Annotated in this window: 13 protein-coding genes; 5 read left to right on the forward strand and 8 right to left on the reverse strand. The window is 63.4% G+C overall.

All coding sequences use genetic code 11. The features are described from left to right. Positions 1 to 116: 116 nt before the first annotated feature. On the reverse strand, positions 117 to 758 hold the full coding sequence (locus EV688_RS07210; RefSeq protein WP_117315662.1) for a TIGR04219 family outer membrane beta-barrel protein: 642 nt from the start codon (positions 756 to 758) through the stop codon (positions 117 to 119). A gap of 185 nt (positions 759 to 943) precedes the next feature. Here EV688_RS07210 and EV688_RS07215 point away from each other — a divergent pair, with 185 nt between their 5' ends. Then, positions 944 to 1,618 carry an SOS response-associated peptidase gene (locus tag EV688_RS07215; RefSeq protein WP_117315660.1) on the forward strand — a complete coding sequence of 225 codons (675 nt, stop codon included), beginning with the start codon at positions 944 to 946 and terminating at the stop codon, positions 1,616 to 1,618. A 28-nt stretch (positions 1,619 to 1,646) separates the two neighbouring features. Here EV688_RS07215 and EV688_RS07220 read toward each other — a convergent pair whose 3' ends face one another. Beyond that, positions 1,647 to 2,474, reverse strand: a complete 828-nt coding sequence (locus tag EV688_RS07220; protein ID WP_117315658.1) for a class I SAM-dependent methyltransferase — start codon at positions 2,472 to 2,474, stop codon at positions 1,647 to 1,649. 222 nt (positions 2,475 to 2,696) lie between these two features. Between EV688_RS07220 and EV688_RS07225 the strand changes: the two genes are divergently transcribed. Both EV688_RS07225 and EV688_RS07230 read left to right on the forward strand, forming a co-directional pair. Further along, positions 2,697 to 2,966, forward strand: coding sequence for a hypothetical protein (locus tag EV688_RS07225; protein WP_117315656.1), 270 nt, complete (start codon positions 2,697 to 2,699; stop codon positions 2,964 to 2,966). A gap of 106 nt (positions 2,967 to 3,072) precedes the next feature. Beyond that, positions 3,073 to 3,378 (forward strand): 2OG-Fe(II) oxygenase, encoded by a 306-nt coding sequence (locus EV688_RS07230; RefSeq protein WP_117315654.1) that lies wholly within the window; start codon positions 3,073 to 3,075, stop codon positions 3,376 to 3,378. Between the two features lie 54 nt (positions 3,379 to 3,432). On the opposite strand, the gene EV688_RS07235 is transcribed toward EV688_RS07230, so the two are convergent. Continuing rightward, positions 3,433 to 4,449 carry a polysaccharide deacetylase family protein gene (locus EV688_RS07235; protein WP_117315652.1) on the reverse strand — a complete coding sequence of 339 codons (1,017 nt, stop codon included), beginning with the start codon at positions 4,447 to 4,449 and terminating at the stop codon, positions 3,433 to 3,435. A gap of 135 nt (positions 4,450 to 4,584) precedes the next feature. Then, positions 4,585 to 5,967 carry an O-antigen ligase family protein gene (locus EV688_RS07240; protein ID WP_117315650.1) on the reverse strand — a complete coding sequence of 461 codons (1,383 nt, stop codon included), beginning with the start codon at positions 5,965 to 5,967 and terminating at the stop codon, positions 4,585 to 4,587. A 210-nt stretch (positions 5,968 to 6,177) separates the two neighbouring features. Between EV688_RS07240 and ubiU the strand changes: the two genes are divergently transcribed. Beyond that, positions 6,178 to 7,218, forward strand: a complete 1,041-nt coding sequence (ubiU, locus tag EV688_RS07245) for a ubiquinone anaerobic biosynthesis protein UbiU (protein WP_205686532.1) — start codon at positions 6,178 to 6,180, stop codon at positions 7,216 to 7,218. Beyond that, on the forward strand, positions 7,215 to 8,129 hold the full coding sequence (ubiV, locus tag EV688_RS07250; protein WP_117315646.1) for a ubiquinone anaerobic biosynthesis protein UbiV: 915 nt from the start codon (positions 7,215 to 7,217) through the stop codon (positions 8,127 to 8,129). Before ubiU ends, ubiV begins: the two co-directional genes overlap by 4 nt. Here the strand turns inward: ubiV and ubiT are convergent. The 4 genes from ubiT to EV688_RS07270 all read right to left on the reverse strand — a co-directional run bounded on the left by ubiT (position 8,104) and on the right by EV688_RS07270 (position 13,818). Beyond that, positions 8,104 to 8,577 (reverse strand): ubiquinone anaerobic biosynthesis accessory factor UbiT, encoded by a 474-nt coding sequence (gene ubiT / locus EV688_RS07255; protein ID WP_117315644.1) that lies wholly within the window; start codon positions 8,575 to 8,577, stop codon positions 8,104 to 8,106. The two genes, ubiV and ubiT, sit on opposite strands and share 26 nt — an antisense overlap. A 98-nt stretch (positions 8,578 to 8,675) precedes the next feature. Then, positions 8,676 to 11,375 carry an AAA family ATPase gene (locus tag EV688_RS07260; protein ID WP_117315642.1) on the reverse strand — a complete coding sequence of 900 codons (2,700 nt, stop codon included), beginning with the start codon at positions 11,373 to 11,375 and terminating at the stop codon, positions 8,676 to 8,678. Beyond that, positions 11,372 to 12,514, reverse strand: coding sequence for a metallophosphoesterase family protein (locus EV688_RS07265; RefSeq protein ID WP_205686518.1), 1,143 nt, complete (start codon positions 12,512 to 12,514; stop codon positions 11,372 to 11,374). The genes EV688_RS07260 and EV688_RS07265 overlap by 4 nt, the downstream gene beginning before the upstream one ends. Next, the gene (locus EV688_RS07270) at positions 12,514 to 13,818 is read right to left on the reverse strand and encodes an outer membrane beta-barrel protein (RefSeq protein ID WP_162883817.1); all 1,305 of its coding nucleotides are present in this window, start codon (positions 13,816 to 13,818) and stop codon (positions 12,514 to 12,516) included. Before EV688_RS07270 ends, EV688_RS07265 begins: the two co-directional genes overlap by 1 nt. Between the last annotated feature and the right edge of the window lie 223 nt (positions 13,819 to 14,041).

Below are 14,041 nucleotides of genomic sequence, written 5' to 3' on the forward strand. Positions count from 1 at the left end.
ACATCGCCTCGTTTACCCGGTGCTCGACGAGGAACGTCTGGTTAACGTTCTCCGTCTCTGGAGCCATTACGGGTAGCGGGCCATCCCCTAGTGGGCCAGCAGACTCTGCAACGGATCTACAGGTCTACGATCACGCCAATGGCAAAGCCGCTGAATTCGAGCTTTCCGTCAACCCGGTCAAAGTCATCGAGGTCGTTCGTCACGTGCCGATAGCCTGCGCGAAACAGCACGTCCAGCAGTGGCGCGTCGATCTTGAAATCCACGCCTCCCTCGATATCCAGGGTCCTGCTGCCCTCCCAATGAGTGCCGGTGCCCTCTGCGTACAGGCCGAAGCCGGTTCCGCTGCCAGTCACGGGCATGCGGAGCGTGCCGTACGCCTGCGGCAGCCAGCCTGAGAACGTGTCGTCAAATCCGATGCGCCCGTTGCGAAAGTGCGTGGCGGCCACCCCCAGATCCAGATCGATGGCGTCGTTGTCGAAGATCTCGTAGTACAGGATGGCGTCAACCGTGGTGAGGTCGATCCCACCTTCCCGCTCCCCGGAATAGTCCCAGACACGCAGCCTGGCGTTCGGAACGAACGGTACTGGATGTTCAAGAGCGGCAAAGGCACTGAAAACCTGCTCGGAGTCACCGCTGTTGCGCGGACCCTCGGCGCCCGGCCACCAGCTGCTGATGCCTCCTTTCACGGCCAGGGCGTCGGCACTGGTGTTCAGCGATAGCAATAGCATGATGGCTGAGATAGCGAGGCGGCAGTACATACTGTGAAATCCTGATTATCGAGACGGCAGCTTAACTCGCTCAACAGATCGACACCACGCTTCGACTGACCGCTCGCAGTATCGGTCGTGCCTCTGCGCAGGCATCAGGGTATCCTGCGCCATTGACGGTACCGGCTTTACGCGGCTCCTGGATAACTCAGTCAATCCATCTATCGGGCAACCTTATGTGTGGCCGCTTCAACATGACAGACATGCCCGGTCTCCAGAACTTGCTGGACGAACTCGCTATCGATCTTCAGCTGCCGGGACCACGGTACAACATCGCCCCGACGGAAGACGTCCTGCTGCTGCGCGATGGACAGGGAAACCCCGCCCGCTGGTGGCTCGTTCCCTCCTGGGCCAAAGAGGTCAGCACCCGATACAGCATGTTCAACGCGCGGGCGGAGTCACTGACCCGCAGTCCGGCATTCCGCGAACCGTTCCGCACGCAAAGAGGCGTTGTGCCGATGTCCAGCTTCATCGAATGGCGGAAGGAGCGGGGTCAAAAACAACCCTGGCTCATCACCAACGAAGATCGCACACTTACCGTCGCGGCGCTCTGGGATGTCTGGGAGGGCGGCAGTTCGCCGCTGCTGTCCTGCACCCTGGTAACAACGGAGGCGGCGGAGTCCTTCAAGCCCTGGCACAACCGAATGCCGCTCATGCTGACCAGGGAAGAATGCCGTCTCTGGCTGGATAATCGCGAGACCATCGATCCGGAAGACCGCATGCTGGCACCGGTACTCAAAGAAAACTTGCGGCTATACCCAATCAGCCGTGGCGTAGGAAACGCCTCCAATAAGGACCCGGAGCTTTTCGAACCCAGTGGAGAGAGCGTCGTTCTGCCGGCGGGCCGCTAGTACCGGCTGCCAAAGCGTCGTTATCCGATCAGGAGTCGCGACGCCGGGCCGAGAACATAACACGCTCCGGCGCCGCGTCACTATCCACCTCGCGCCAGATAACGCCGGACAGCACCTCGCCCTGCCGGCGCGCGGTGCCACGCAGGTCTCGCCCCTCGACGTCCTTGCCCGTCCAGGTGAACTGGCGGCCGCGAAGCTTACCAAGACCACTCGCCATAACCTTACCATCGCTGCGCAGCGTGACCTCAATCTCCTGAAAACGCTGCTTGATATGCAGCACGTCACCCGACGACTCAAGCTGCCAATGCCCCTCGATCCGGTCCGGAACAATCCACAGCAGGAGGCCACCGCTGCTGCGCCCCGACACGTGCGCATCCGGCGCCCACTCGCCCATGGTGAAGGTGTTGGAGACAATCCGGGTGCCCGGCTCCAGTTCGGACAGAAGACGTGGCCGCAGCTGCAGGTTCACGTCGGGCATCAGGTACAGCGTGACAACGCTCGCTTCCGCAATCGGGGTGGTGAAGACATCATCGACCCGGAAATGCACCCGATCGCCCAGGCCTGCCCCCGAAGCATTGTCCCTTGCCATGCTCACGAGATCAGGATCGATATCAATACCCACGGAAAGCGCGCCCTGCTCAGCGGCGGCAATCGGAATACGGCCATCGCCCGACCCCAGGTCGATGAGAAGGTCGCCCGGCCCGACAGACGCGAGATCAAGCATGCGCTGCACGTCCTCACGGGTGGTGACGACGTAGGGGGCAACGGCCTCTGTTGCAACAGCCGGTTCGACTGGCATCGTCGCCAGCAGCGCGGTGAGTGCGATCAACCGCAGCGTGTTCCGGGGCATTTCCATTATCGAGCATCTCCTGCGTTTTCTCGGTGCATAGCCCGGCAAAGCCTACCTTTTCATAAATACGGCGCTGGAAGCGCACAGCATAACGACCTTGATAAGGTCTGTCCCGCAAACCGGGCATCGATGAAGCAACAGTCTCCGCGCCGCTTCGAATACCGTGTAAGCTATTCGTCCCGCGACAGGTCGCGTGTTCCCCGGTTAACCGCTTAATGAGGTACGGCAATGGATGTAACCGCAGACTCCGGTGACTTTCTGCGTTCCGCTGGAGAAGGCGTAGGCAGTTTTCTCGCCGGGATACCTCCGGCAATAGGCAATTTCTTCGGCGGCGTCGGCACCAGCGCTGGCGTTGACGGTACTCTGGATTGGACGGCGCTGCTGTTTGGAATCGCCCTGCTATTGTCAGCAATCCAGGGACTTACGCGCGGACGCATCGTTGGCAGCGTATTGCGTGGCGTGATTGGTGTTGCCCTGATGGGCTGGGCAATGACGTGAGGTGTACGGAGGCAGGCTCATCAGCGCGTGTGTCCGGTACAACTTTCAATTAGCGGACGTGTCGCGGACAATAGTGATCAGACACCCACACACGTGCTCGCGCGCTATGGCAAGAAACGTCAAAAACCGGGTGCTGTTTCACTCACGACGTCTCAGCATCTACCTCGTCCATTACTCGGAAGGCCACCAGATAGCCCCGCATCTGGACATGGTCTCAGAGGGACGCCTCTACAAGCTCAACGTCGTCCTGGTAAAACCCAGGGCCGGCGGCGAGTTTCTCTGCGAGCGCAGTATTCTCAACGTCCTCGGGCGCGTCATTGTTTTCCGGCCGGACCTGTACAGGCATGAGGTGTCGAGGATCCGGTCCGGCAACCGCTGGCTACTGAGTTTTGCCCTGACACACTATCGCTGAACCCCCACCGCCGACGCGCAAAACGCGATGGGGCCAACGTTGCCCGCCCGCGCTTCAGTCCATCCCTGCCTGAGACCGCACATAGCGGGCGGCCGCCTCGTGGGTGCCGAACCACACATCACCTTTCGCCTGGATATGCGCTATGAGGCCTTCCAGTGCGACGATGCGAGACCGGTGACCGATGACATGCGGGTGCATGGTCAGCAGAAACATCGTTCCCTCCTCCCAGGCCTTGTCGAATTCGTCAATCCACACCTGCATGACATCCCGCGGATTCATGTAGCGGTTGCCGAGGGGATTGAGAAGCGGCGCATCGTCGAGAATCCACTCCACCGGGAGCTCCACCATGCCCGTCGGCTCACCGTCCTGCAGCAGTTCATAGGGACGGTCGTCGTGCATCAGTGAGCTCTCGTACAGGAATCCCATCCTGCGCACGATATCGAGGGTATCAGGGCTGTGATTCCAGGACGGTGCCCGGTAGCCCACCGGCCGACGGCCGCTGATCGCCTCTATCTCATCCATGGCCTGGCGCAGGAGTCTTTCTTCTGTCTCCGCGTCGAGTGCCGTGTTCCGCTCATGAATCCAGCCGTGAACGGCAATTTCATGCTGTCCGGAGGCATTGATCAGATCCGCCTGCTCAGGCGCAATCTTCAGGCTCCAGGCCGGAAAGAAGAACGTTGCGGGAATGTCATTTTCGTCCATCAGCTTGACCACTCGCGGTAGCGCCACGCGGTGGCCGTACTGTCCCTGCGATAGCGCTCCGATGCTGATCTCGCCAGTGCGCAAACCCATCACGGTTTCATTATCCACGTCATAGGAAAGCAGCACCGCCACCTTCGCACCGCCTGGCCAGCTGTCGGGATTGAGGTTTCTACCGGCGCGGACCTGATTCACCTGGCTTTTCACGTACTCGTCAGACCAGTTCCAGGGGGTTTCCGGGTTTTCGGTCTCTGCGATGGTGGCCTGACTCTGCAGAACAGCAGCAAGCAAGGCAGCGGAAAAACACAGGGCCCTGCTGAGGCCGCACTGGCGGAGGAAGGTGATAAAACCGTGAAGTAGAGCTTGCTGCATGACGTCATCCTTACAGGGTCTAAAGCACGGCGCCGGCACCGATAGCATTGTCGCTGTGCATGAGTGGTTGCTGTCCGCAACAGTAAGAATCAGGTGCCGGACAGATGCAAGCCGTTTTCGGCTGTGACCGCCGGGTCAGCCGGTATGATTCGACTCTCTTCGAATACACGGATAGACATCACGCACACGCCGCAGAGGTTCCAGGCGCACCACGGCCAGCACCAGCACCAGCCAGAAGAGACTGGCGGTCCAGGAGGAGTACCAGGCGCCCTGGGTATTCAGGGGATGCGCCAGCGCCAGCGCTGACAGAAGCCAGGGAAGTGCCTGCTCACGCTGCAACCGGGAACAGCGCCGCCAGGCGCCGCCGAGCAGGATCAGCAGCGCCGCGTGCCCGGTCAGCCCGAAGATACCGGTGTCCGCCAGCAATTCGAACAGGAGAAGGTGGGCGTGGGAGGCAAGCGCGGCGCCGTGGGCATCGGTACTGGCGAAGGGATCGCCGTCGACGGCGTAATCGGCATAAGCGTAGCGAAAACCACGCACACCGACACCGTTGACCGGGTGATCCGCCAGCATCGCCAGGGCCCCCTGCCAGATTGGCAGACGCAGACCCGTCGCGACATTGACATGCGCGTAGTCCGGCGCCTGCACCGCCGCAATCAGTGTGCCGCTGCGTTCGATGACCCGGCTGCTGTTCAGCGCCAGAGACAGCACAAGCAGCACGCACAGTCCGCCGATGACGACAACGCCAGTCAGTCGCCTCCGCAATGCCTGTCGATAAAACAGGACAAACAACGCGCACTGCAGGGCAAACGTTACCCAGGCACTGCGCTTGCCGGTCAACAGCAGCACCAGCACGGCAAGCAGGAACAGCAGCAGCGTCAGGCCGGGACTTTTTCGCCGCATGCGTCCGAGCAGGGCCGGCGGACCCAGCACCAGCAGGGCGAGTGACAGCTTCAGATTCTCACCGGCCCCGAACAGGCCGTTGAGATAGCCCCTTTCCGCGGCGTAGCCGAGCAGATTGCTGCCGCTGGCTGCCTGCAGCAGCGCGTCACCCACCCAGAGTGCGAGCACCGCAAACAGCGTCTTTTCCAGCGCATCGAACAGGCGCTGGTGATGGGGATCAGATGGCAGCACGCAAAGCAGACAGAGCACGCCGATACCTGCCAGCAGATATCGCAGACTGCCAAGCGTCGTGGTCAGTGATCGCGCCGGATTGACCGCATCCGGCAGCGACAGCCACATGGGCAGCTGATAACAGACACAGCACAGCAGGAACAGCCGGATCGCTGCGGCTTCGCGCCCGGCGGGCAGGCGGCGCTCGCGCCACACTGCCCAGAGGCCCACCAGCGCCAGCAGTGCCAGCGGTATTTCCATGGTGCGACCAAAGGGCAGCAGAAACAGCGCCGACGCGATCAGCAGCAGGCCCATGGCCTGCGCCGCATGCAGGGCACTTGCTCGCACGGCGGATGACGAGTGCAGCGATACCACGACTGACGCTCCCGGCGTAAAAGCGCGCATGATACGTGCTCTGGCAGCGCGTCCGCGCGGAAAAAATGCGTCTTGACAGCCGCGTGATGCAGCAAGCCCACCCGGGAATCTGTCGACAGACGCCTTTTTTCAAATCACTGACCTGGATCAATACCATCGCTCAGCGCTTCGCATAGTCTGCGCCGTCATCGAAAAGCGACGAAGAAGGTTTCTGCAAAGGGATATGCGATGACCAACAGCATGGAACTGGTAGCACCGGCAGGCAGCTTTCCCGCGCTGCGCAAGGCCATCGACAGCGGCGCCGATGCCGTGTACTTCGGCTTTCGCGATGCCACCAATGCGCGCAACTTCCCCGGCCTGAATTTCGACAACAACGCGGCGGTTGACGCCGTCAATTATGCGCACGCCCGCGGCCGCAAGATCATGCTGGCGCTGAACACCTATCCGCAGCCCGCAACGTGGTCCGTGTGGACGCGGGCCATCGATCAGGCCGCAGAACTCGGCGTCGATGCCCTGATTGTGGCGGACTCCGGTCTGCTGCAGTACGCCCGGGAACGGTATCCCGACCTACGCCTGCACCTGTCAGTGCAGGGCTCGGCGACCACCCATGAGGCCATTGCGTTCTACCGGGAGCAATTCGCCATTGAGCGTGTCGTGCTGCCCCGCGTGCTCTCGCTCAGTCAGGTCAGACGCATTATCGAGAACACCGACGTGGAGATTGAGACCTTCGCCTTCGGCTCGCTGTGCGTCATGGCCGAGGGGCGCTGCTACCTCTCCTCCTACGTTACCGGTGAGTCACCCAATACCTGCGGCGCCTGTTCGCCGGCGAAGGCCGTGCAGTGGCAGGAAACTCCGCAAGGTCGCGAGGTGCGGCTGAATGGCGTACTGATTGATCGCTACCAGCCCGGCGAGAGCGCCGGCTATCCGGTGCTGTGCAAGGGCCGCTTCGAAGTCAACGACGCGCTGGGCTACGCCATCGAGGAACCCACCAGTCTGTCGGTTCTCGACATCCTTCCACAGCTGCTGCGCAGTGGTGTGCGCGCTATCAAGATCGAGGGGCGTCAGCGCAGCCCGGCGTATGTCGCACAGGTCGTTACCGTCCTGCGCCAGGCGCTGGATGCCGCCCAGCGGAGTGCCGCCCAGCGGGATGCCGCCCAGCTGGATGCCGCCCAGCGGGATGCCGACAGCTACCGGGTCCGGGACGACTGGGTCACGCAACTGGATAAACTGGCCGAGGGCAGCACCCATACGCTCGGCGCACTGGATCGGAAATGGCAATGAAACTCGCGCTCGGACCCCTTCTCTATTTCTGGCCCCGGGAACAGGTAGAGGCCTTCTACCAGCAGGTTGCCGGGTGGCCGGTCGACATCGTCTACCTTGGCGAAACCGTCTGCGCAAAACGGCGTGAGCTGCGCCTGGAAGACTGGCTGCGTATTGGGCATCAGCTGCGCGACGCGGGCAAGGAGGTCATCCTCTCCACGCTGGCGCTGATCGAGGCCGACTCGGAGCTGAGTGCGCTGCGACGGATCGCCCACAACGGCGAATTCAGGGTGGAGGCCAACGACATGGCCGCGGTGCAGCAGCTCAAGGGTAGCGACTACATCGCCGGTCCGCACCTGAATATCTATAACCCCGCGTCACTGGCCCTGCATCATGGACTCGGCGCACAGCGCTGGGTGATGCCCGTCGAGCTGTCGCAGGAGACCCTGCGGGACATGCTGGCAGACAGTGCCACTCCGCCGCTCGAAACGGAGGTCATTGCCTTCGGGCGGCTGCCGCTGGCTTTCTCGGCCCGCTGCTTCACGGCCCGGGCCTGCAACCTGCCAAAGGATAACTGCCAGTGGCGCTGCGCCGACTATCCCGACGGACTGGACATGAACACCCGGGAGCGGGATCCCTTCCTGGTGATCAACGGCATCCAGACCCAGTCAGCCACAACCAGCAATCTGGTTGGCGCCCTGCCGGCACTGCGGCAACTGGGGGTTGATGTGCTGCGCCTGTCGCCACAGTCGCAGCACATGCAGGAGATCGTTGCGCTATACCATCAGGCACGAAACCAGGACCTGGATCCCCGCGACGCCGAAAGCCACATCAATGCCCTCACCTGCGGAGCGCCGGCGAATGGCTACTGGCACGGCAGTCCCGGCATGCAGTGGCTGGACCCGGTCAGCGCAGACTCCGCCACAGGCTGACCGGCACCGCACCAAGACGCTCGCCGAGCACGGCCTGGAAATGGCTGTCCCAGTCGTAGTCGAGACTATCCAGCAGGTTCTTGATATAGAGGCCGGTCTCCGTCTCCCCTTCAATTTCCAGCTGGCGGTTGAAAAACAGGGTGTCGGGATCTTCCTGCCGCGATGCCAGCTGCCAGAAATGTTCCAGCCTGCCTCGAATACAGACATCCCGGCATCTCCTGCCGGCGCTGTCGCTGCGATAGAGACGGCCACCCCTGATCGTGAAATCCAGTGCGGTGGCCGTATCGACAATGTCGATAGCCAGTCGCTTGCCGTCCAGCGCATGGAGCTCACCGACAATCGCCTGCCCCCGGAGCAGATGGTTGAACAGGCGTACCAGGACTTCCGTCGACACAGCCACCGGTGCCAGTTGGAATGCCAGTGACAGGGGCTGCAATGGGACCTGCATGACGCATTTTCCTGAAAAGAGGCAAAGCGCTACTGTAGCGCCCAGGGCGCCCGGAAGGATTGATCCCGGTCAAGGAGAGATGTGCAGGCCCGGTCTGCTTAGTGGCTCCGCAGGCCCTCCGTCTCCTCGAACGCCTCGATCGACAACAACCGGCCGCCGGCCCGCTCGAAGGTCTTGGCGTGACAGGACAGCAGCAGAATCTGAACCCGCTCTGCCGCCAGATTGAGAATATCGAACATGCGCTGCAGGCGCTGGTCATCCGAGTGAACCAGTCCGTCGTCGATGATAACCATGGCGGGCCTGCCCTGCTCCGCCATCATCTCGGCGATGGCAATACGGGTCAGGATATTGATCTGCTCCCGGGTGCCCATACTGAGCGCCGCGAAATCGGGGGTTTCCCCCGCTCCTCGATACACTGATTCCACACCCAGTGAATCGGCCAGCTGGATATCGGCTTCAGGAAAAAGCGCCTGCAGGTACGGCCGGACCTTTTCCGTGATCGGTCCCAGGAAGCGGTCCCTGGCTTCCCGTTCGGCGTCTGTCAGAACCGCATTCAGCGTGCCGAGAATGCGGGCCTCCCGGTCGAGTCGATCACGCTCCGCAACGGCCAGTTCGAGTTCGCGCGCCTTCGCCGCCGTCTTCTCGCCGATGCCCGCTGCACCATCGCGCATCAGCGTGGTTTTCAGGCTCATCTTCCGGCTTTGCAGGTCGTTAATGCCGTGCCGATAGGATTCCAGGGACTGCTGCAGCCGCACGAGGCGCGCCCGGGACAGCTCAACGCTGTCTCCCCCTGCCTTTTGCCTGAGCGCCCTGATGACGGCCTTCTGTTGTTCGACCGCGTCGCTGGCTGCCGCCAAGCGTTCCTGCAGCGTGTGTTCTGCCGGCATATTGCCCAGCGCCTCCTGCCGCGCTGCCAGCTGCGCCGCGCCGGCCGAGAGCGCGCTTTCCGGGGCGCGCAGGGTGTCACGATGCTCGTCCAGCGCGGCTCGGCATTGCGTAGCCGCCTGTGTCGCCTGCCCGGCTTCGTGGGCGGCGGCTTCGGCGGCGTTGGCCGCTTCCTCTCGCGCAGCGCGCGCAGCTTCCAGCGTCGGCAATGCAGCCAGATTCAGACCCGCAGCCTCCAGCTGCTCAAGCTCCGCCCGGGCACGCTCCCGTCTTTCCCGCACGCCCGCCAGGCCGCCGTCATTCTCGGGGGCGATGCGCTCGAGGCTGGCCCTGGCCTCGGTGAGATCGCGCTCAGCCGCCTCCCGGTTGCGCAGCAGCTGGCGGGCCGCGGGAATATCCGCCGCATCGATAGCGGCCAGAGCCGCGGAGAGCGCCTGCTCTGCACGCTGCAGGTTCTCCTGCATCACGGCTGCGTCCGCCACCTGAGGGCGGATGCCGATGACGCCAATGCCCTCGATCCTGACCTCGGTGGGATCCATCAGCGCCAGTGTCTCGCCAGGCGGCGGCATGACTCCCTGCGACAGCGTCACGCGCGTCGAGGCGGCGTCCTCCAGGGCAAACTCCACCAGCGTGGCCACGGCGGTCATCGCGGCCTGCGCGGCGCGCACCTCATCCATAAGGTCATCAAGGGCCGCGACCGCCTCCGGCGTTGCCTTGCTGGCATTGACCCGGGCCTCGAGCACCACAATGGCCGCTGTCGCGGACTCTGCGTCTGCGACGGCCCTGCTCAATGTCGCCAGCTCCCCGCTGCGCTGGGCACCAGTCAGCCTATTCGTCGCCTGCCTGAGCGCGCTGTCAGCCTCAGCCCTTGCCCTGTCTGCGCGGCGCTGCGCCGCGCGCGCGTCCTGCCAGAGCGATTCCAGCCGAGCCTCCTCCTCCCGGGCGTTGGCCACAGTCTTCTCGGCCGCTTCAACATCCTTTACCAGCGCATCAATGGCGGCTGCCAGCTGCTCGCGCGCAAGTTTTGCCTGCAGCGCATCCCGGCGTTGTTGTTCAAGACGCTCGGCGTCGGATTCGGCGGCACCGATTTCGGCTTCCAGCGTAAGCAGTTCCTCCACACGATCATTCGCGGCCTGAATGTCGCGCTTGAGCTCCGCCTCGGTGCTGGACCCCTCCTTCTCGTTGAGCGCGGCGCAGACGTCCTCATAGGCCTGCAGATCGCTTTCCGTGCGCGCGAACGCCGCCTTCAGCTCCCCCAGCTCACCGTCAAGCTTACCCACGCGTTCGATGGCTTTTTTGTAGCGATCCTTCGGCTGCCCCTTGGACTCTGTGACCAATTGCTGCAGGTCACCCCGGATCTTGAGGGGCAGTCGCCGTCCCTGCTCACCGCCCAGCAGATTGCCCACGGTGTCCTCAAGCGCCCCCATCACCGTTCGCTGCGCCCCATCCGGCGCCGAGATCGGGTCTGCACCGTCACCCTGGTTGAGCCAGAGCAGTGACCAGAGCCCCATGGTATCTGCAGTGCCCGTGCCGCGGCCCGGAAAGGTAAATCCCAGCAGTTCCGCGACGAAAGCCTCGGCGCCCTCTCCCTGAAGCTCGGCACCGTCGGGCTTTACCAGCTTCACCTGACTGCCCCGCTTGAAGCGCTTGCGCAGTGTGTAGGGCTGCCCGTCGATCTCAAACTCCACCTCGACCACGGGGGAGTTCGGGGCGGCGTGGTTCAACAGGGCATCGACATCCCTGCCGGTGGTGCTGTGCCGGGTGAACAGCGCCAGCTGCAGCGCGCCGACCAGGGTGCTTTTCCCCGCCTCATTCGGCGCCGACAGCACGTTGAGTCCGTCACCCAGCCCCTCGATGCCGGCAGGCTTGGTGAATTTGCGCCACTGGTTGACGCGTATCGCGCGAATCTTCATGCGTCGGTTCCACCCAGGGCGCGATACTCGACATAGAGACGCTGCAGCGCCAGCGCCGCCAGCTCCCGCTCGTCATTCTCCGCATCCCGGGCCATCGCCATCAGCCGGTCCGCGGCGAGCCGTATATAGCCGCCGGGACCGAACTGGGCCAGATCCTCCTCGCTGGGCATGGGAAGAATGCGGTTGTCGATCCGCAGCTGCGCGAGCGCCGCATCCACCGAGCCATGGACCAGCGAGTCGAAGTACTGCGAATCCTCCAGGGACAGCGTCCCCGAAACCCCCAGGCGTACCAGGTGGTTGGACAGTGGCGCGGGGGCCAGCGCGCGCAATCGCTGCGCGAGTGCATCTATGTCGCTGCGGCCGCTCAGCGTGACCTCTTCCCGGTGCCAGTGATAGCTGCCGGTGGGCACCTTTTCCACGGTGGGGATGGCGTCCGGTCGATCAAGGGTGACAATCAGCGCATTGCCGCCGTCGAGGACATCGTAAGCGTCGGTCTCGTGGGTGCCGCTGTACCAGACGCGCTCACTGATCTTCTGCGTGCCGTGCCAGTCTCCCAGCGCCAGATAACCCAGCGCCGCGAGCTGCGGCCGTCCGGGATCAATGAAGTTGGCCGCCTGGCTCTCATCGGAACCGAAACTGCGGATGGAGCCATGCGCCAGCCCGATCCGGTAATAGCCTTCCGGCGTTGCGGCGTCATTCATCCAGGCCGTGAGATCCTCGAGACTGCGGAAGTGCTTGAGGGGCGCCGGCAGGATGGCGAGTCTGTCTGCCTCGTGGAGGTAGGGCCCGGCGTCGGCATGGATCACGATATTGCCGGGAAGCCCGGTGCGCGCCAGACGGTCCCAGATGCCAAAGGGCTGGTCAGGGTCGTGATTGCCCGGCAGTAAGTGCCATATGACGTCGCCAAACGCGCGCATCCGCTCAATGGGCTGCAGCAGCAGGCGCTGGGTGACATCCTGGGTGTCGTAGACATCGCCCGCGACCAGAACATGCCGGACGCCGCGCTCTCCGGCCAGGCTGCCGATGCGATCAATAGCGTCGAGCCGCGCCCGCTGCAGGAGCCCCAGGGTCTGTTCGTCGACAAAGCCGAAAACCTTGCCGATCTGCCAATCCGACGTATGGATGAATGTCAATGCCATCAGGGGTGCCTCCCCCAGGCCGATGCGGGCGACCAGGTCATGTCGAGCGAGAATACCCACTGGTCGTCGCGATCGCCGAAGAAGACCGTGGGCACCTCACCGCCGAAGGGTTTCCCCGGGCCGCTGTAATCATCGCGACGCAGCTCCGCGCGCAGGCGCAGTGAGGGAGCGGGCCACCAGGCGAGGTTTGCCGTCGCACCGCGGTAGATGCCCTCGGGCAGCAAGGCATGAGCCCCCTTTTCGTCGCGGAACCATTCAAGACGCAGCGCCGCTTCAAGCCGCGGACCCAGGCGGTGGTGGAAGTTCGCACTGGCACCGTACCAGGCGCTGTCCTCGGTGATGAGAAACCCTGGCGGATTATTGCTGTCGGCAACAATGTCTCCGCCCTCCTGGTGTCCGTAAACGGCATTCACGGTCCAGCGACGATCACCGTCCAGGCGGTGGCTGAGGGTGATTGCGTGGAAGTTGCGCAGCAGCCTGGCGCCGCTGCTGCTGGCGGCATTGAAGGGACGCGTCTGCTCCGTCACCCCGTTTTCCGACTGCTCATTGCCGATCACGTTCTCGATATCCAGCCAGGACCGGAAATCGCGGCTGCGCCAGCGCAGATCGAACAGCAGGGTCTTGTCGTCGTTGTTGTCCTCAAGATTGTTCCAGCCCTGCACGACTCCCGCCCCGGCCGACCAGAGACCAGACCCGGGGGCGAGCGGCAGCCTTGCCGAGGCATAGACGCCAACGTGCTTCACCGGCTGATAGGCGAAGGCGTAGGAGTGCGTGTAAAAGGCCGTGGGCGGATCCACCGGCGCGCCGATCTCGTGTCCCACCGGCGTAAAGAAACTGCCGGCAATAATCGCCACGCCCTCACCCCAGGGCAGGTAGGCGCTGGCAAACCACTGCGGCAACAGCCAGAGCGTATCTTCGCCATCGTTGATGGGGAGGTCGTCGTCCAGTCCAAAGGTGATGGCGGCATCGGTGCCGTAGCGCAGGTTGACCTCAAAGCCCCAGTCCGCGCTTTCGGGTTTCGGGCCGGGAAAAGGGCCGATCCGCGGCTTCAGGTTAGCACGCGGCACTTTCTCCAGCAGCAGCTCCGCGCGATTCAGGTTGAAGCCTTCGTCAAAGGTGAGAAAGCCGCTGGGAAACACGTTTTGCGAGGCGCTGTCATTGGCGATGAGCCCCGCCTGCACCCGCGGCCGCAGGGTCACCGTGCCCTCACTGACGGCGTCGACCGTGAACAGACTGAGCCCTGCAAGGACCACCCATAACCGCCTTTTCTTCCGTGTGACGCCGCCACCTGCGGTCGAACTCACTGCTTCCCCCCGGATGCATCCTGCCGCGGCTGCGGCGAAGACGCGAGACTATCCGCGAAGCGCCTTGCGGATGCAACCGTCAATGCCGTTCGATTTGCCGCAATGTCGACGGCAAACGGCAGCGGCCGGTTGGCGCGAGGCTTTGCATTGAGGTGGGTTAACGTTGACGTGGGTTGGCGGGGCTGGCGGGACAGGCCGCCGGATGCCAGCAGCCCGAAGTCAG

The sequence above is a fragment of the Chromatocurvus halotolerans genome (genome assembly GCF_004340525.1).
Classification (GTDB): Bacteria; Pseudomonadota; Gammaproteobacteria; order Pseudomonadales; family Halieaceae; genus Chromatocurvus; species Chromatocurvus halotolerans.

What these genes read in the sequence shown, in the direction of transcription:
- EV688_RS07210 (WP_117315662.1), bottom strand. Translation starts at nt 758, where the DNA reads ATGTACTGCCGCCTCGCTATCTCAGCCATCATGCTATTGCTATCGCTG.
- EV688_RS07215 (WP_117315660.1), top strand. Translation starts at nt 944, where the DNA reads ATGTGTGGCCGCTTCAACATGACAGACATGCCCGGTCTCCAGAACTTG.
- EV688_RS07220 (WP_117315658.1), bottom strand. Translation starts at nt 2,474, where the DNA reads ATGGAAATGCCCCGGAACACGCTGCGGTTGATCGCACTCACCGCGCTG.
- EV688_RS07225 (WP_117315656.1), top strand. Translation starts at nt 2,697, where the DNA reads ATGGATGTAACCGCAGACTCCGGTGACTTTCTGCGTTCCGCTGGAGAA.
- EV688_RS07230 (WP_117315654.1), top strand. Translation starts at nt 3,073, where the DNA reads ATGGCAAGAAACGTCAAAAACCGGGTGCTGTTTCACTCACGACGTCTC.
- EV688_RS07235 (WP_117315652.1), bottom strand. Translation starts at nt 4,449, where the DNA reads ATGCAGCAAGCTCTACTTCACGGTTTTATCACCTTCCTCCGCCAGTGC.
- EV688_RS07240 (WP_117315650.1), bottom strand. Translation starts at nt 5,967, where the DNA reads ATGCGCGCTTTTACGCCGGGAGCGTCAGTCGTGGTATCGCTGCACTCG.
- ubiU (WP_205686532.1), top strand. Translation starts at nt 6,178, where the DNA reads ATGGAACTGGTAGCACCGGCAGGCAGCTTTCCCGCGCTGCGCAAGGCC.
- ubiV (WP_117315646.1), top strand. Translation starts at nt 7,215, where the DNA reads ATGAAACTCGCGCTCGGACCCCTTCTCTATTTCTGGCCCCGGGAACAG.
- ubiT (WP_117315644.1), bottom strand. Translation starts at nt 8,577, where the DNA reads ATGCAGGTCCCATTGCAGCCCCTGTCACTGGCATTCCAACTGGCACCG.
- EV688_RS07260 (WP_117315642.1), bottom strand. Translation starts at nt 11,375, where the DNA reads ATGAAGATTCGCGCGATACGCGTCAACCAGTGGCGCAAATTCACCAAG.
- EV688_RS07265 (WP_205686518.1), bottom strand. Translation starts at nt 12,514, where the DNA reads ATGGCATTGACATTCATCCATACGTCGGATTGGCAGATCGGCAAGGTT.